Annotated in this window: 17 protein-coding genes; 7 read left to right on the top strand and 10 right to left on the bottom strand. The window is 73.6% G+C overall.

Features of this window, described 5'->3' with window-relative positions; all coding sequences use genetic code 11:
- The first annotated feature begins 122 nt into the window (after positions 1-122).
- Positions 123-1,583, top strand: a complete 1,461-nt coding sequence (locus AC060K_RS08895) for a lipase maturation factor family protein (RefSeq protein WP_483765068.1) — start codon at positions 123-125, stop codon at positions 1,581-1,583.
- 79 nt (positions 1,584-1,662) lie between these two features.
- On the opposite strand, the gene AC060K_RS08890 is transcribed toward AC060K_RS08895, so the two are convergent.
- On the bottom strand, positions 1,663-2,322 hold the full coding sequence (locus AC060K_RS08890) for an IMPACT family protein (protein ID WP_483765067.1): 660 nt from the start codon (positions 2,320-2,322) through the stop codon (positions 1,663-1,665).
- Positions 2,323-2,397: 75 nt separating this feature from the next.
- Between AC060K_RS08890 and AC060K_RS08885 the strand changes: the two genes are divergently transcribed.
- On the top strand, positions 2,398-3,099 hold the full coding sequence (locus AC060K_RS08885) for a tyrosine-type recombinase/integrase (RefSeq protein ID WP_483765066.1): 702 nt from the start codon (positions 2,398-2,400) through the stop codon (positions 3,097-3,099).
- A 150-nt stretch (positions 3,100-3,249) separates the two neighbouring features.
- On the opposite strand, the gene AC060K_RS08880 is transcribed toward AC060K_RS08885, so the two are convergent.
- From AC060K_RS08880 to AC060K_RS08845, 8 genes are all read right to left on the bottom strand, one after another.
- Entirely contained in the window at positions 3,250-3,936 is a 687-nt protein-coding gene (locus tag AC060K_RS08880; protein ID WP_483765065.1) for a GNAT family N-acetyltransferase, read from the bottom strand.
- A 103-nt stretch (positions 3,937-4,039) separates the two neighbouring features.
- A complete protein-coding gene (locus AC060K_RS08875; RefSeq protein WP_483765064.1) occupies positions 4,040-4,663 on the bottom strand; it encodes a Dps family protein in 624 nt (207 codons plus the stop codon).
- Positions 4,664-4,692: 29 nt separating this feature from the next.
- Entirely contained in the window at positions 4,693-5,349 is a 657-nt protein-coding gene (locus AC060K_RS08870) for a hypothetical protein (protein ID WP_483765063.1), read from the bottom strand.
- The gene (locus tag AC060K_RS08865; protein ID WP_483765062.1) at positions 5,346-6,698 is read right to left on the bottom strand and encodes a DUF58 domain-containing protein; all 1,353 of its coding nucleotides are present in this window, start codon (positions 6,696-6,698) and stop codon (positions 5,346-5,348) included. Before AC060K_RS08865 ends, AC060K_RS08870 begins: the two co-directional genes overlap by 4 nt.
- Positions 6,695-7,672: an AAA family ATPase gene (locus AC060K_RS08860; protein WP_483765061.1), complete on the bottom strand. Its 978-nt coding sequence runs from the start codon at positions 7,670-7,672 to the stop codon at positions 6,695-6,697. Before AC060K_RS08860 ends, AC060K_RS08865 begins: the two co-directional genes overlap by 4 nt.
- The gene (locus tag AC060K_RS08855) at positions 7,669-8,193 is read right to left on the bottom strand and encodes a hypothetical protein (RefSeq protein ID WP_483765060.1); all 525 of its coding nucleotides are present in this window, start codon (positions 8,191-8,193) and stop codon (positions 7,669-7,671) included. The genes AC060K_RS08860 and AC060K_RS08855 overlap by 4 nt, the downstream gene beginning before the upstream one ends.
- Positions 8,190-8,882 carry a DUF4129 domain-containing protein gene (locus AC060K_RS08850; protein ID WP_483765059.1) on the bottom strand — a complete coding sequence of 231 codons (693 nt, stop codon included), beginning with the start codon at positions 8,880-8,882 and terminating at the stop codon, positions 8,190-8,192. The genes AC060K_RS08855 and AC060K_RS08850 overlap by 4 nt, the downstream gene beginning before the upstream one ends.
- On the bottom strand, positions 8,879-10,045 hold the full coding sequence (locus AC060K_RS08845) for a DUF3866 family protein (protein ID WP_483765058.1): 1,167 nt from the start codon (positions 10,043-10,045) through the stop codon (positions 8,879-8,881). The genes AC060K_RS08850 and AC060K_RS08845 overlap by 4 nt, the downstream gene beginning before the upstream one ends.
- A gap of 34 nt (positions 10,046-10,079) precedes the next feature.
- Here AC060K_RS08845 and AC060K_RS08840 point away from each other — a divergent pair, with 34 nt between their 5' ends.
- From AC060K_RS08840 to AC060K_RS08825, 4 genes are all read left to right on the top strand, one after another.
- Entirely contained in the window at positions 10,080-11,210 is a 1,131-nt protein-coding gene (locus AC060K_RS08840; protein WP_483765057.1) for a helix-turn-helix transcriptional regulator, read from the top strand.
- Positions 11,203-12,162, top strand: coding sequence for a helix-turn-helix transcriptional regulator (locus tag AC060K_RS08835; RefSeq protein ID WP_483765056.1), 960 nt, complete (start codon positions 11,203-11,205; stop codon positions 12,160-12,162). Before AC060K_RS08840 ends, AC060K_RS08835 begins: the two co-directional genes overlap by 8 nt.
- Positions 12,163-12,263: 101 nt before the next feature.
- Positions 12,264-12,587 (top strand): hypothetical protein, encoded by a 324-nt coding sequence (locus AC060K_RS08830; RefSeq protein WP_483765055.1) that lies wholly within the window; start codon positions 12,264-12,266, stop codon positions 12,585-12,587.
- A gap of 244 nt (positions 12,588-12,831) precedes the next feature.
- Positions 12,832-13,860, top strand: a complete 1,029-nt coding sequence (locus tag AC060K_RS08825; protein WP_483765054.1) for an SGNH/GDSL hydrolase family protein — start codon at positions 12,832-12,834, stop codon at positions 13,858-13,860.
- A 100-nt stretch (positions 13,861-13,960) separates the two neighbouring features.
- On the opposite strand, the gene AC060K_RS08820 is transcribed toward AC060K_RS08825, so the two are convergent.
- Positions 13,961-15,037 carry a glycoside hydrolase family 11 protein gene (locus AC060K_RS08820; protein WP_483765053.1) on the bottom strand — a complete coding sequence of 359 codons (1,077 nt, stop codon included), beginning with the start codon at positions 15,035-15,037 and terminating at the stop codon, positions 13,961-13,963.
- A 185-nt stretch (positions 15,038-15,222) separates the two neighbouring features.
- Here AC060K_RS08820 and AC060K_RS08815 point away from each other — a divergent pair, with 185 nt between their 5' ends.
- A complete protein-coding gene (locus tag AC060K_RS08815; protein WP_483765052.1) occupies positions 15,223-15,615 on the top strand; it encodes a hypothetical protein in 393 nt (130 codons plus the stop codon).

Genomic DNA, 15,615 nt, shown 5'->3' with positions numbered 1-15,615 from the left:
TCGGCCGCAGACGGGGAACAGCTACCTGGTCGGCGCCGGTGGCGGAACAGCTACCTGGTCGCCGGGTCGGCCGACCGGGGGGCAGCCCGGCGACCTACCAGCGTCCCCGCTAGCGTGGAAACATGCCCGACTGGCTCGGCTGGTGGTCCACCGCCGACTACGACGTGGCGCGCGAGGTGCTCCAGCGCGGGTTCGGCGCGCTGTACGCGCTCGCGTTCTGGGGCGCGCTGCGGCAGTTCCGGCCGCTGCTCGGCGAGCGGGGCCTCACCCCCGTCCCGCGGTTCGTCGCCCGCACCCGCTGGCTCGACGGGCCCTCCCTGTTCCGGTGGCGGTACTCCGACCGCCTGCTCGCCGTGTGCGCGTGGTGCGGGGTGCTGCTCGGGGCGAGCGCCGTCGTCGGGCTGCCGCAGGCCGGACCCTGGTGGGTGCCGATGCTCGTGTTCCTTGCGCTGTGGTGGCTCTACCTGTCGCTGGTCAACGTGGGCCAGACGTTCTACGGGTTCGGCTGGGAGACGCTGCTCTGCGAGGCAGGGTTCCTCGTCGCGCTCCTCGGTTCGCACGACGTGCCCGTGCCGTTCCTCGTCGTCCTCGCCGCCCGCTGGCTCCTCTTCCGCCTCGAGCTCGGCGCGGGCCTCATCAAGTGGCGCGGCGACCCCGCCTGGCGCGACCTCACCGCCCTCGACTACCACCACGAGACCCAGCCGCTGCCCGGCCCCTTCTCCTGGCACGCCCACCACCTGCCGCGCTGGTGGCACCGCACGGAGGTGGTCGGGAACCACGTGACACAGCTCGTGCTGCCGTGGTTCCTCCTCCTGCCCCAGCCGCTCCCGTCCGTGGCCGGGATCGCCGTCGCCCTCACGCAGGGCTGGCTCGTGGTCACCGGAAACTTCGCGTGGCTCAACTGGGCCACGATCCTCCTGGGCGTCGCCATGATCGACGACGGCACGTGGGCCTGGTTCGGCGGCCTGGCCGGGCTGCCCGACGACGTCCCGCCCGCCCCCGTGGCCACAGCCCCCGACGCCCCGCTCGCCTACGTGATCGTCGTGACCGCGGCGGTGCTCCTGCTCGCCGCCCTCTCCGTGCGGCCCGCGCTCAACCTCGCGTCGCGCCGGCAGAAGATGAACGCCAGCTTCGAGCCCTTCCGGCTCGTCAACGCCTACGGGGCGTTCGGCTCCGTGACCCGACGGCGCGACGAGATCGTCGTGGAGGGCACCCTCGCCGAGAACCCCGGACCCGACGACTGGGTCGAGTACCCGTTCCGCGGCAAGCCCGGCGCCCTCGACCGGCGCCCGCCCCAGGTCGCGCCGTACCATCTCCGTCTCGACTGGCTGATGTGGTTCCTGCCGCTCGGGCACCCGGCCGGCTGGTTCCAGGTCTTCCTCCGCCGCCTGCTGGAGGCCGACCCCGACACCCTCCGGCTCCTCGCCCGCGACCCCTTCGACGGGCAGCGGCCACGGGCCGTGCGCGCCCTGCTGTACCGGTACCGCTACACCACTCCCGACGAACGACGTCGCACCGGCCGCTGGTGGGCACGCGACCTCCTCGGCACGGCGGTGGACCCGGTCGAGCTCCCGCGCCGCTGAGGTCCCGTTGTGGGTATGGCTGTGGCGTGAATTCGGCCGGGAGTTCACGCCACAGCCATACCCACAACGGGGCGCCGGCTCAGCGCGCCGGCACGTCGACGATGCGCTCCGCGCCCACCACGGGGGCGAGGCTGCCCGCGGAGGCGGCCGCGACGTCGTCGTGCAGGGCGGCGAGCTGCCCGGGCGGGACGAGCAGGCGGAGGTGGGCGACGGCGTCGTACGCGGGGGTGCCCATGACCGCACCGTGGCTGCCCGCCCAGTCGCGCAGCACGTTGTCCAGGCGGCCGGCGTCCGCGTGGGGGACCGGGACCTCCACCTCGGTGAGGATCTCGCGGCGCAGGAGGAGGCCCTGGGCGTCGGCGACGTCGAGCGCCTCGGCGACCGCGCCGGAGTATGCGCGGACCAGGCCGCCCGCACCGAGGAGCACGCCGCCGAAGTAGCGGGTGACGACGGCGACGACGTCGGTCACGTGGCGGTGGCGCAGCACCTCCAGCATGGGCACGCCCGCGGTGGCGGAGGGCTCGCCGTCGTCGGTGGAGCGCTGCTGGTCGGCGTGCGGGCCCACGACGAGGGCCACGCAGTGGTGGCGGGCGTCCCAGAGCTGCTTGCGGAGGCGCGCGACGACGGCGTCGGCCTCCTCGACGCTGCCCACCGGGGCGACGTGGGCGAGGAAGCGGGACTTCTTCACGACGAGCTCGTGGTCGACCGGGGAGGCCAGGGTGCCGGGGAGGGAGCTCATCGCACGAGCCTACGGGGGACGACACGCCCGCCCGCTTCCCTCACGAATAGTGTGCCAAGCGCCAGACTTGACCGCATGACCGACCTGAGCCCCGCACCCGGCCCCGAGACAGAGGGGCCCGCTGCCACGCCGCCGGCTGACGAGCGTCCGGCCGACGGCGCCGCCCGTTACCCCCGACCGACCGTCTCGTTCGACGAGGCCGAGTGGATCTGGCGCGAGCTGTCCGTCGAGGCGCTACGGCCCGGGTCCAAGCCGGAGCTGGTGCGGCTCGCGGTGATCACCGGCCTCGTCCGGTCCACGGGCTCGCGGTACGGCGACCTGCTGCGGGTGCGCGTGGAGGACCTGGACCTGGGCCCCGTGGGGGCCCGGGCGGGGGAGGGGAGCGTCCTCGTGAAGCACGGGAAGCACCGGACGGAGCGCCGGCACCGGCTCCCCGCCGAGGTGGTGCTCGTGCTCAAGCACTGGATGACGGTCCGTGAGGAGCTCGCCGCCGACCTCGAGGGGTCGGTGCCGCGGGCGCTGCTGCTCACCGTGCACCACACGCACGACAACGGGACCACGGTGTCGAGCGGTCTGCCCATCACACGGCAGGGCCTGGTGCTGTCGTGGCGGCGCTTCGTGCACCGGACGAACGCCCGCTACGGCGCCCTCCGTCCGCCCCTGCCCACGAGGTTCGAGCAGGTGCGCCGGGTCTGGGCGGAGAGGCTGGCAGAGGACGAGACGACGACGTCGGCGGACTCGTCTTCTCCTGGGAAAAATAGTGTGCCAAGCGCGTAGAAACGCACCTCGAGGCCCGCGCAAACACGTCACCACAAAAGCCCGGAACAACGGCGTCAAGCGCGATCAGGCGATTGCGCAGCGATTCTGGCCGGAATCGCTGCGCAATCGCCTGATCGCGGGGACGGGCCGAGGGAAGGGGGGTGGGCGTCAGCTCGTCGTGATACCCAGCAGCGGTACGTCCTGGCGGTGCGACGGCAGCTCGACGAAGCCGTACCGGTCGTAGAAGGCGCGCGCGGCGACGTTGGCGGGGTCCATGCCGAGGTGCACCCCAGGCACGCCGCGCTCGGCAAGGGCTGCGCGGAGCGTGTCGAGGAGCCGGCTGCCGAGGCCCTGGCGTTGCGCGTCGGGGAGGAGGTCGATGTGCAGGTGCGCGGGGTAGGCGTCGAGCTCTTCGGCCGAGATCCCGGTGATCATGCGCGTGGGGTCGGCGCCGGACTTCACGAGCGCGGCCTCCGTGTACGCCGGGTTGTGCCCCGTGGGCGGCCCGGGCTCGGGGTGCCGGGCGACGAAGCCGGGTGCCCACTCGCGCTGCCACCACTCGACGAAGGCGCGGGTGTCGGCGACCCCGACGACGTAGCCGACGGCGCGGCCGTCCTCGACGAGCAGCCGCTCGTCGCCCGGCTCGACCGTGCCGCCGGGGACCACGACGGTCCATGCGAGGTCAGGTGCCGCGTCGACGTAGGGGAGGGCGTAGACCTCGGGCATGAGGTCGTCGGACGAGTAGATCCCGCGGCAGTCACCGCCGCCCGCGGCGGTGCGGACGCAGATCTCGGCGATGGCGTCGCGGTCGCCGAGGCGGTACGGGCGGATCACGGCAGGGGTGATAACGGTCACGCGGGAACGCTACCGCCCCCGTTCGCCGCTGTGGGTACGCAACTGGTCGCCGACTCGTGAGAATCGGTGACCAGCTGCGTACCCACAGCGAGATGCGGGAGGGTCAGTCGGTGGCCTTTGCGCCCTTCCGTGCTGCCTTCGCCGCGTCGAGCTCCGTCGCGGCCTCGCCGGTGGACAGCGCGCCCGACGCCGACTCCAGGTGCGCCCGCACGAACCAGTGGAACTGCTCGAGCTCGTGGAGGTGGCCGACGAGCAGGTCGTTGGTCACCGTGTCGAGCTTCTCGGTGTCCTCGGCGGCCTGGCGATGGTCGGTGATCACTCCCTCGTACACCTCGTCGAGCGCGCCCAGGTGCTCGATCGCGGTGGCGCGGCCCAGGTGGTAGTCCTCCCAGGTGCGGGCCGCTACGAGCGCGCCGGGCGTGCCCATCGGGGCGACGCCCAGGGTGGCGATGCGCTCGGCGATCGCGTCCACCATGAGGCGGACGGCGTCCACCTGCGGGTCGAGCATCTCGTGGACGCCGATGAAGTGCGGCCCCACCACGTTCCAGTGGATGTGCTTGAGGGTGAGGTGCAGGTCGTTGAGCGAGTGCAGCCGCTGCTGGAGGATCGCTGCGACCTGCCCGCCCTCGTCGATGGTGAGCGAGGGGACGGTGTAGCGCGGCGCGGGCGACGCGGACGCCTTCGACGACCCGGACTTCGACGGCGACTTCTTGTTCTGGGGCGGCATGGGGGAGCCTCCTCGCGGTAGACGGTCGATCAGTCCCGACCATCGTCACGTGCCGGGGCGGAGGTCGCCAGCGCGACCACCCACACGAGCACGACGAGCGCGAACCCGCCGACGAGCATGCCCACCCCGGTGGAGACGCCGGTGGAGACGAGTGCGAGGGCTCCCAGCAGGACGGTCGCGGCGAGGATCGTCGCGTCCCGCCGCCACCCGTGCACCAGCGCGGCCCGCTCGATCCGCGCGGTGAGCGGCACCCGGTCGGCGAACCACGCGAGGCGCACCACCACGTAGCCGAGCGGCGCGAGGAGCAGCACCCAGGGGTCGAACGGGGCGAGGGCCGACCCCGCGAGCAGCAGCCCCGACCCGACGAGCACCACGCCCGCCACGGCGGGCCGCGGCACGACCGCCAGGGTCACCACGGCGACCATGCCGACGGACACCACGAGCGCTGCGGTGAGCGCGTCGTTCCGCGCGGCTGCCCCCGCAAGGAGCGCGGCCGCGGTGAGCGCCAGGAGGGGCCGCAGGACCCAGCCGGGGAGGGTGGGGCCGGTGCCGACGCTCAGCGACGGGAGGGGCCGGTCGGCGGAGACGCGCTCGGCCCTCGGCGTGCGTACGACGGTGAGGACTACTCGGGCGAGGGTGCGCCAGGCGGTCGCGAGCCTGCGTCGTCCGCTGTCGAAGAGGGTCATCGCCGGAGCCGTTCGTCCTGGCGGGCGGCGGCTTCGAGCCGGGTCGCGGCCTGGGTGCGCTGGGATCCTGCCCACGGGATCACGGGGACTCCTTCGCGGCGGAGGGCGGCGAGGCGGTCGTCGCGCTCCATGCGGGCGATGCGCCAGCCGATGCGGAGGTGGGGCTCGGCGACGGCGTGCAGGTCGGGAAGGGTGTCGACGAGGACGACGGCGTGGCCGAGCTCGCGCCAGGTGCGGACGAGGCCGAGGGGCTCGTCGTCGAGCATGGTGGTGAAGAGGTAGACGATGGCGTCGGCGGGGACCTGGGGCGGTCGCACGCGGTGGAGTGTCGCGCGGTCCAGGGGGTGGGCCAGGGCGAGCGCGTGGAGCAGCCGGCGGAGGTGGCGCTGCCCGGCGGCGGGCGGCAGTGGCCGGCGCTGGAGCGCGAGGTCCTGGAATCCCACGCGGTCGCCGGCGCCGACCAGGGCGGTGGCGATGGAGGCAGCGGCGTTGCGTGCGAGGTCGAGCGACGTGGGCTCGTCGACGCGCTGGGTGCCGTAGCCGCGCCAGGTGCGCACGTCGGGGCCGACGTCGTCCCGCGAGTCGACCACGAGCATCGCCGTGGCTTCGGCGGTGGCGTACGTGCGCCGCACGTAGAGGGTGTCGAGCTCCGGGGAGCGGCGGGCGGTGGTGCGCCAGTCGATGCGGCGGAGGCGGTCGCCGGGGGCGAAGGGGTGCACGTCGCGGAGCTCGGCGCCGTCGCCGAGCCGGCGGGACGTGTGGGGGCCCGTGAGGCCGCGCAGCCGTCCGGGGAGGGGTAGGCGCCCGAGCGGGGAGGCGGCGGGCAGGACGAGCCGGCGCCGGCCGCGGGTCTCGTCGGGGAGCTGCTCCCAGACCCCGGCGGGCCCGTAGGCGCGGAGTCCTACGGTGAAGGTCTCCTGCGGCCCGGTCCGGACGGAGGCGAGGGTGAGCGGGATGCGTCGCTCGGGTCCGGCCGCCACGATGACCTGGGTCTCGCGGTGGCCGGGCGCGTTGATGCGCAGGTGCGCGAGGTCGGCCTCGGGGGGTGCGTCGACGACGACGATGGCGGTCACGTCCCCGGGGGCGGTGGGTCCGGCGGGCTCGTCGAGCCGCGCCTCGGCGAGCCACCGTGGGCGCGATCCGCGGGCCAGGGCGGCGGCGACGAGGCCGGGAGCGCCGAGCAGGGCGACGTCGGCCCGGCCGGTGATCAGGCCGAGGCCGAGGAGGACCACGCCGGCGACGACTGCGGCGTCGTACGCGGAGGTGGTGCGCCAGCGGACCTTCTCGGTGGGCCAGGGTCGCCCGGGGGCGCGGGTGCCGTCGGGGCGGAGGACGGGGGCGTCGGTCACTGAGCGCGCACCGTCGCCGGGGTCGGGACGGAGTCGAGGAGCTCGCGCACCACGGACTCGGGCCGCAGGGCGGAGGCCCAGGCGGTGGGAGTGAGCGTAAGGCGGTGGGCGAGCACGGGGACGGCGACGCGCTTGATGTCCTCAGGGAGCACGAAGTCGCGGCCGTCGAGCACGGCGACGGCGCGGCCGAGGAGGACGAGGGTCTGGGACCCGCGCGGGGAGGCGCCCACCTCGAGGGCGTTGTGGGTGCGGGTGGCCGCGGTGAGGTCGACGCAGTAGCGCACCACGTCGGGGTCCACGGGGACGGCCTCGACGCCGGCCTGCATGGCGAGGACGGTCGCGGCGTCGACGACCTGGCTGACGGGTGCGGCCTCCTGGCGGCGGGCCAGGCGGCGGAGGAGCACCTCGGCCTCCTGGCCGGGGTCGGGGTAGCCGACGGCGAGCCGCACCATGAACCGGTCGAGCTGCGCCTCGGGCAGCGGGTAGGTGCCTTCGTACTCGACGGGGTTGGATGTGGCGAGGACGTGGAAGGGGCGTGGCAGCGGGCGGCTGGTGCCTTCGATGGAGACCTGCCGCTCGGCCATGGCCTCGAGGAGCGCGGACTGCGTCTTGGGGGCGGTGCGGTTGATCTCGTCCGCGAGGAACAGGCCGGTGAACACGGGGCCGGGGCGGAACTCGAAGGTGCGGGTGGCCGGGTCGAACACGGACGAGCCGGTGATGTCGGCGGGCAGCAGGTCGGGCGTGCACTGGAGGCGTGCGAAGTCCAGGCCGAGGGCGGAGGCGAGCGACCGGGCGGCGAGGGTCTTGCCGAGGCCCGGCACGTCCTCGAACAGGACGTGCCCGCCCGCGAGGATGGTCGCGAGCGCCACCTCGAGCGCGTCGCGCATGCCGACGACGGCGGTGCCCACCTCGTCGAGGATGCTGCGGCCGAGCGCGGCGACCTCGGGGACGGGGAGGGGTGCGGGGGCGTTCATGCGTCGGTGCCTCTCTGGTTGGCGAGCCGGTCGATCGCGTCGAGCCAGGTCTGGAGGGTGCGGGCCGTGGGCGGGGTGCGGGAGCTGAGCCCGGCGACGACGGCGGGACCGAGGAGGCGTTCCACCTCGGTCTGCTGGGCGGGGTCGGAGGGGTCGACGCCGAGGACGCGCAGGCGCGCGACGGCGAGCTGTCGTACGCGGCCCACGACGCGGTCGGTGACGCGTCCGTCGCGGCCGAAGGTGGACCAGCCGAGGTCGGACACGTCGTGGCGGCCGCCGGCGCGCACCTCTTCGACGCGGCGGGGCCAGCGGGGGTCGTCCTCGCGCTGTTCGGTGCCCTTGACGAGGCCGGTGGCGGCTGTGACGACGCAGGCCCCGGCGAGGGCGTGCCAGGGGTCGAGCCACCCGAGGAGGGAGACGAGGACCGCGGCGGCGCCCGACACGGCGGCTGCGGTGACGACGGCGCGGATCCGGCGGCGGTGCTCGGCCTGCCGGTAGGCGGTCATGGTGCCCGGGCTCATGGGCGTACCCCCAGGGAGCGGGCGATCTCGCGGAGCGCGGCCCGGGCCTGCTCGCGCTGTTCCGCGGTGACGGTCCGGTCGGTGAAGCGTGCCACCTGGTAGAGGCGGCGGAGCGCGGTGACGGCGTCGGGCGTGGCGGGGGTGCGCTCCAGGACGGTGCTGGTGAACTCGGTCGGGGTCTGGGCCGGGTCGCGGACGGCGCCCTGGTCGGCGGCGGCGCGTTCGAGGGCCACCCAGGCGGCGACGACGGCGTCGCGCGGCTCGGTGTGGTCGTCGAGGCGGTCGAGGGCGTGGTTCGCTGCATCGGCCAGGGCGGGAAGGTCGACGCCCTCGGTGGTGCCGTCGCCGGTGCTGCCGGGCTCGAGGTCGTCGGTCTCGGGGTTCTCGTCGGGGCGGGCGAGGTGCTGGAGGCGCCGGACGGCCACCCAGACGATCAGGGCGAGGATGCCGCCGACGATCAGCGCGCCGATGAGCGCGAGCCACTCCCCGTCGTCCTGGGTGACCTCTTCCCAGTCCGGTTCGGGCGACTGCGAGGTGGGCGAGGTGCTGGGCAGCAGCTCGATCGCCGGGCCCCCGGTGGGCAGGGTCTCCGTGGGCAGGTCGAACCGCCACGGGGTGGCGGTCGCGGCCCCCAGGACCACGAGCCCCACGAGGACGAGGACGGTGGCGAGCCGTGCGCGTGGGGTCATGCGTGCGCGCCGAGCAGGTGGGCGGCGTGCGCGCCGGCGACTGCGGCCGCGACGAAGGCGGCGGGGTCGGCGTCGAGGTCGCGGCCCATGGTGCGCAGGGCGGCGGGCGAGGTGCGCAGGGCGGCGACCAGCCCGGCGTCGGCCACCACGTCCACCAGGCGGTGGCGGGCAGCGAGGGTGCTCGCCTGGGTGCGCACCCGTTCGGTGAGGGGCGCGCCCCAGGCGGGGAGGGCCTCGACGTCGGGCGTGGGACGGGGGACGGGGACGTCCGCCGCGGCGAGCGCGACACGGCCGTAGGCCGTGAGGGAGTGGTGGGAGACACCGAGGTGGCGGTCGCGCGGGTCGGCCCCGGAGACGCGGAGGGACGCGACGGCCCGGCCCGCGAGCGCCGCGGTGGCGTTGAGGGCTTCGCCGGCGGCGACGCCGGAGTAGCCCCAGGTGGTGCCGGTGCCGAGGTTGCCGGGTCCTTGGGTGATGATCGCGAGGTCTGCGTGGGTGACGTGGTGGGCGGCGAGGAGGCCGGTGTGGACGGTGACGGCTTCGAGGTCGCCGCCGTAGGCCTGGCCGACGGTGATGCAGGTGTCGATCCAGGTGGTGTCGCGGAGGGTGGCGACGGTCCGGGAGAAGGCGGCGGGGAGGGCGCCGCCGTCGGTCATGACGTAGGCGATTCTCGGGGCGGGGCGGCCGGCGAGGGTGGCGGCGTGGCGGGCTCCGGCGACGATGGCGGGGAGGGCGGAGTGGAGGTCGGCGACCACGACGGGCATGCCGTCGAGGGTGTCGGCGTCGCGGAGGGTGTGGTGGTGGGGGGATTCCTGCTCGTCGACGCCGAGGACGAGGGCCTGCAGGGGCGTGTAGCGGGCCTTGACGAGGTGGCCGGGGCCGGGGGCGGGGTCGGGAGGGAGGTTTGTGTCGGCGGGTCCGACGACGAGGGCGTACCCGCCGGTGCCGAGGCCGCGGGCGAGGGCGGAGACGTTGAGGAGGAGGCGGTCGCCGGGGGTGGGTTCGCCGACGAGGTCGGTGTAGGCGAGGGCGCGGACGTGCTGCCCGGTGGCGGGGTCGGGGGTGTGGCCGGGCAGGGGGCGGTCGAGCTCGACGGTGAGCTCTCTCGCGCCGGTCCAGCCTTTGCCGACGGCCTGGACGGTGCCGATTCGCCACGTGATCACACGGGGGAGGTTACCTGGCGATACCTTTGTCCCGATGCCAGAAGACCTCAACCCCGCCGAGCGGTTGCTCAACCTGGTCATCGCGCTCGTGAACACGAATGCGGCGATGACCAAGCAGCAGGTGCGCCAGGCTGTGGCCGGATACCAGGACGCCCCGAGCGACGACGCTTTCGAGCGGATGTTCGAGCGCGACAAGGACATGCTGCGTGAGCTCGGCATACCGATCGTGACGGTGGGGGGTGGTGGTCATACCGACGAGCTCGGGTACAAGATCGACCAGGACGCGTATGCGTTGCCGCCCGTCGATCTCACGCCGGCGGAGCTGGGGGTGCTGTCCCTGGCTGCGCAGTTCTGGGCGGACAAGACGTTGCGGACGGACATCGCGCGGGCGATGACGAAGCTGCGGGCGGCGGGGGCGGGTGATGCGGCGCAGGACGCTCTCGCGGGTCTCGCTCCCCGGGTGGGGGCGGTGGGTAGTGCCTACGGTCCGCTGCTGGAGGCGATCGAGGCGCGTCGGGCGGTGACGTTCACGTACCGGGCGGCGTCGACGGGGCAGGTGACGACGCGGCACGTGGAGCCGTGGCGTATCGCGGCCCGGGGTGGCGGCTGGTACCTCCTGGCGCACGACCGGGAGCGGGACGCCCCGCGGGTGTTCCGCCTGTCGCGGGTCGAGGGGCGGGTCAAGGTGTTCGGGCCTGCGCGGGCCTACGAGATCCCGGAGGACCTCGACACGGACGTGATGCTCGGCAAGGCAGCGGGGGAGACGCGGGTGGCGGTGCTGGCGGTGCGTCCTGAGCGGGCGGGCACGCTCCGCGCCCGGGGCAAGGTGCTGCCGGACTCCTCGTCCCGGGCCGGGGCTGGGATCGGGGCCGACGGCGTGGCTCGTGACCTGGTCGAGGTGCCGTTCCGCAGCCTGTACGGGCTGGCGGCCGAGATCACCGGGTACGGGGCGGCGGTGCTGGTGCTGGAACCGGCGGAGCTGCGCGACGAGGTGGTGCGGCGGCTGGAGGCAGCGGCGTCGCTGGCGCCTGCGGGGGCTTCGGTGACTTCTGCGCCGGGGGCGACCACGTCGTCGCCCCTACCCCACGAAGTCCTGGCTTCGCTGCGGAGCTTCGAGGGGGCCCCGGGGTCGGGCAGCGACGACGAGGGGGTGTCCCGTGGCTGAACGGGCGGACGACCGGCTGCTGCGCATGCTGGGCCTGGTGGCGTACCTGGACGGGGCGGGACCGGTGCCGGTCGAGGACCTGGCGCGCCGGTTCGGGGTGACGCCGCGGCAGATCCTCGCGGACGTGGATGCGCTGTGGGTGTCGGGCACGCCGGGGTACTGGCCCGACGACCTGCTCGACTTCGACGCGGAGTCCATCGACCGGGGCGTGGTGCACCTGACCGAGGCGCGCGGTATGACGCGGCCCCTGCGCCTCGGGACGCGGGAGGCCGTGGCGCTGGTCGCGGCGCTGCGGGCCATGGAGGCGTCCGGGCCGGTGCAGGCGGACCCGACCCGCGCCGCCGTCGTGCGGTCCGCGCTGGCGAAGCTGACCGAGGCCACCGGCGAGGCCGCGAGCGCCGTGGACGTGCGGCTGGCACCGGGCGGGGACCCGCAGGTGGTGGCGACGATCTCGTCGGCGCTGGCGGCGGGGCACCGGCTGCGGATCCGGTATGTGACGTCGGCGGACGTGGCGGGGGAGCGCGACGTCGACCCGGTGCGGCTGCAGACGCAGGACGAGTATGCGTACCTCGCGGCCTGGTGCCACCGGGCGGGCGGGCCGCGCACGTTCCGGGTGGACCGGATCGTGGAAGCGGTCGAGCTCGACGAGCCGGTGGGGGAGCACGAGGTGCCGGAGGTCGATTTCGCGGCGCTGTTCGCGAAGGGTGACGCGCCGGTCGCGACGCTGGTGCTCGGGTCGAGCGCGCGGTGGGTCGCCGAGGAGGTGCCTGTGGAGTCGGTGCGGAACCTGCCCGACGGGTCCTTCGAGGTGAGGCTTCGGGTCACCAACCGGGCATGGCTGCGGAGGCTGCTGCTGGAGATCGCACCGCACGTCCACTCGGTCGCTCCGGCGGACCTGGCGGAGGAGATCGCGGCCGCCGGACGGGAGGCGCTGGCCGCCTACGGGCGGTGAGCGCTTACCTCGTTCGCGGGGCCGTCGGGCGGGTCTGAGTTTGGTCACGATCTGTGGGCAAGCAGGAGCGTACGGGTGAGATCCGCCCTAGGCTTTGCCCCATGTGGTTCTGGGTGTGGACGCTGCTGGGGGTGGGCACGCTCGTAGGGGCGTTCTTTCTCGCCCGCGACCTGTGGCACAAGGCGAAGGGACTTTTGGGCGAGCTCGCCCGGGCGTCGGAGGTCGTGGGGCAGGCGACCGAGCGGATCGGTGAGGCCGCCGCGCGGGCGGCGGAGACCCCCGCACCGCTGCCCACGTTGTTCGACGACGTGACGGTCCACTACGAGCGGGTGGCCGCCCAGCGGGCAGCCAGAGGTGAGCGCCGCACGGCGCGCCGCGCACGCAACGAGGCGACGTGGCAGAAGTGGAAGCACTTCAACGACTGATCGCTCGGGCCGGCGGGTCCGCGACCAGGTAGCTGTTCCCGGTTCGTCGCCGACCAGGTAGCTGTTCCCCGTCCCGCGCTGGGACGGGGAAACGACTACCTGGTCGACGCGCAGCGATCGCAACCCGGACTCGTGACCCCTCGCTGAGAAGTTCACCCATCGGGCATTACGCGTTCATGGGACAACCCGTATAAATGGACCCGATCGAGTCAGGGTGACTCGACGGACCTTCGGGAGCGTCTCAATGAAGCAACGTCCGTTGCGTGTCCTTGCCGCCATCGCGGCTCTGAGCTTTACCACCGCTGCGCTGGTCGCGACGCCCGCCACCTCGTCGTACGCGGCCGGCGAGTCGTACGTCGCCCTCGGCGACTCCTACTCGTCCGGCACCGGCACGGGGACCTACATCAACGACGGGACCGAGTGCCTGCGCTCGACCTACGCCTACGCCAGCCTGACCGCAGCGGCCAAGGGGTACAGCCTCAACTTCCGGGCCTGCTCGGGCGCGGTCGTGGCCGACGTCGCGAGCACCCAGCTCGGCGCGCTCAGCTCGAGCACGAGGTACGTGACCATCTCGGTGGGCGGCAACGACGCCGGGTTCGCCGACGTGCTCACCGAGTGCGCGCTCCCGGCGTGGGCCAGCGACTGCGCCGGCGCCGTCGCCGGAGCGCGGACGTTCATCTCCAGCACCCTGCCGGGCCGCCTCAACACCCTCTACGCCTCCATCAAGGGCAGGGCGCCCGGCGCGAAGGTGGTCGTCGTCGGCTACCCGAAGATCTTCATGGGCGAGGACTGCGACTGGCTGACCTTCTTCAGCCCGGCCGACGAGACGGCGCTCAACGACGCCGTCGTGGCGATCAACTCCGTGATCGCGACGGCCGCCTCGGCCAAGGGGTTCACCTTCGTCAACCCGGTGAGCCGGTTCACCGGCCACGCCGTGTGCGACTCGACCGAGTGGATCAACGGTTACTCGAGCCCCATCGAGGAGTCGTACCACCCCAACCGGCTCGGCCACGCCAACGGCTACACCCCGTTGGTCAGCGGCGTCCTGACCGGTGCGAGCGTCGCCGCGACCAGCGCGGTGCTCGCCGAGGCGGAGGGTAGCGCCGAGGAGCAGGCCAAGCTCCAGCGGAAGTACGCCGACGGCGACCGCAAGATCAAGCCGAAGCTCTTCCAGGCCCCGACCAAGGCCGGCCTGGAGAAGCTGGCCAAGGAGAAGGGCATCGACTTCGACGCCTGGTGGGCCGAGGTGGAGCGGTCGGGCGCGACGTACTGACGCTCTGACGCCCGCGGCCAGGTAGCTGTTCCCCGTCTGGTGCTGGGACGGGGAACAGCTACCTGGCCGACGGGGTCAGGGGCTGGCAGCGGTCAGACGGTCACCGTGCGGTGCAGCCGACCGTGCCCGACGGTGGCGCGCTGCCCGTGCCCACCCAGCCGTACTGCGTGGAAGCGCCCGCGCCGAGCGCACCGTTCCAGGCGACGTTCGTCGCACTCACGTTGCCCGACGTCCCGGAGAACGTCGCGCTCCAGGACTGGCTCACGCTCGACGACCCCAGGTTGAGCGCCGTGCTCCACCCGCTGATCGCCGCACCGCCCGCCGTGACCGTGACGGTGGCCTGATAGCCGCCGCTCCACGAGTTGACGACGGACAGCGTCGCCGCACAGCTCCTCGTGCCACCCCCGGGCGGCGGGGTGGGGGGCGGGTTGGTCGGCGGAGGCGTGGTCGGCGGGGGAGTCGTCGGGTTGCCACCGCTGCCGGAGCTGACCGTGACCGTGGCCGAGCCGCTCGACTGGTACCCCTCGGTCGCCATGATCTGGTAGTAGTGCGACGACCCGAGCTGCAGCCCGAGCCGCTGCCAGCCGGCCACGTGGTTGGCGAACGTGATCGTGCCGCTCGTCTTCTTGCTCGTCCGGACGCTCCAGTACTGGTAGAACGTCGCGGTGCCGTCGATCGACGGCTGGTTGACCCGCTGGGTCCGGTAGACGTCGTAGGTGCCGCCGTCGCTCGTGAGCGTGCCGATCGGGCTGCCGCCCGGCGGGCGCCAGGAGCCCCACGACTCGACCACGTAGTACTCGATGAGCGCGTTACGCGTCCAGCCGTAGAGCGCCAGGTACGAGTTGCCGTTCGGGTTGTACGACGACGCGTTGTAGTTCACGACGCGGTTCGTGGTGCCGGGGTTCCAGCCCTTGCCGGCCACGACGTTGTTCGTGTTGTTCCAGCGGAGCGTGTAGCTGCCGCCGGAGCCCAGGTCCATCGACGTGGTGCCCTGGGAGTCGGTCCAGAACGAGTAGAAGTACCCGTCGTGGGTGCCCTCGCCGTTGACGTCGACCGCCGCGGCGGGCGTGGCCATCGGGACGACCAGCCCGACGGCAGCGGCGGCGCCCAGAAGCGCCCGGGTGAGCGTACGGCGCCACGGCGGTGCCGAAGGCGGCCTGGTAATCGTTTTCGACATGTGCGTTGCACTCCTTCGTGCCGATCCTGTCGAGCACCCGCCGACGGCGGGCGCGCTGCACGGACGGGGCCACGATGGGGGTGCCCGCCCCGGCCCCGCAAGGAGCGTGAAACGTTTACCCCGCCGACTCGCCGGGCGACGCGCGGACGTCGGCGTCGTGACATGCTTCGTCGGTGGAGCACGACATGCCGAGTCCGAGCAACGCCTACACGTTCACGGTGGGCGGCGACCAGTTCGTCATCCCCGAGGAGGGCTGGGCGGCGGCAGCCATGCCGATGCTCATCCGCATCGCCTGGCTGGTGCCCGACGACGACCCGCACGCCCCGTACCTGCTCGACGACACCGCCGTCGACGACCTGCGCGAGGCGATGACCCGCGTGCTCGCCTCGGGGACCGACCCGCGCGACCACGACGGTCTCATGGAGGTCCTGTCGTACGAGAAGACCGGGACGACCACGAGCAGCTTCGACCGCGACAAGGTGCGGGTCGCGCTGGACGCGCTGATCGAGGCCGGGATGCTCGCGGAGGGGCCGCAGCGGTTCGGGCTGCGGTCGGTGGTGCTGCGGGTCGACGGGTAG

It is taken from the genome of Antribacter sp. NEAU-D49, from assembly GCF_057158775.1.
The sequence above is the reverse complement of the archived record's forward strand: the minus strand, read 5'-3'. Positions and strand labels throughout refer to the sequence as shown.

Bases quoted from the DNA above. Each gene is read 5' to 3' on its own strand.
- AC060K_RS08870 (WP_483765063.1), bottom strand. From the start codon at position 5,349: ATGACCCTCTTCGACAGCGGACGACGCAGGCTCGCGACCGCCTGGCGC.
- AC060K_RS08860 (WP_483765061.1), bottom strand. From the start codon at position 7,672: ATGAACGCCCCCGCACCCCTCCCCGTCCCCGAGGTCGCCGCGCTCGGC.
- AC060K_RS08820 (WP_483765053.1), bottom strand. From the start codon at position 15,037: ATGTCGAAAACGATTACCAGGCCGCCTTCGGCACCGCCGTGGCGCCGT.
- AC060K_RS08885 (WP_483765066.1), top strand. From the start codon at position 2,398: ATGACCGACCTGAGCCCCGCACCCGGCCCCGAGACAGAGGGGCCCGCT.
- AC060K_RS08830 (WP_483765055.1), top strand. From the start codon at position 12,264: ATGTGGTTCTGGGTGTGGACGCTGCTGGGGGTGGGCACGCTCGTAGGG.
- AC060K_RS08895 (WP_483765068.1), top strand. From the start codon at position 123: ATGCCCGACTGGCTCGGCTGGTGGTCCACCGCCGACTACGACGTGGCG.
- AC060K_RS08850 (WP_483765059.1), bottom strand. From the start codon at position 8,882: ATGACCCCACGCGCACGGCTCGCCACCGTCCTCGTCCTCGTGGGGCTC.
- AC060K_RS08840 (WP_483765057.1), top strand. From the start codon at position 10,080: ATGCCAGAAGACCTCAACCCCGCCGAGCGGTTGCTCAACCTGGTCATC.
- AC060K_RS08855 (WP_483765060.1), bottom strand. From the start codon at position 8,193: ATGAGCCCGGGCACCATGACCGCCTACCGGCAGGCCGAGCACCGCCGC.
- AC060K_RS08890 (WP_483765067.1), bottom strand. From the start codon at position 2,322: ATGAGCTCCCTCCCCGGCACCCTGGCCTCCCCGGTCGACCACGAGCTC.
- AC060K_RS08875 (WP_483765064.1), bottom strand. From the start codon at position 4,663: ATGCCGCCCCAGAACAAGAAGTCGCCGTCGAAGTCCGGGTCGTCGAAG.
- AC060K_RS08815 (WP_483765052.1), top strand. From the start codon at position 15,223: ATGCCGAGTCCGAGCAACGCCTACACGTTCACGGTGGGCGGCGACCAG.
- AC060K_RS08825 (WP_483765054.1), top strand. From the start codon at position 12,832: ATGAAGCAACGTCCGTTGCGTGTCCTTGCCGCCATCGCGGCTCTGAGC.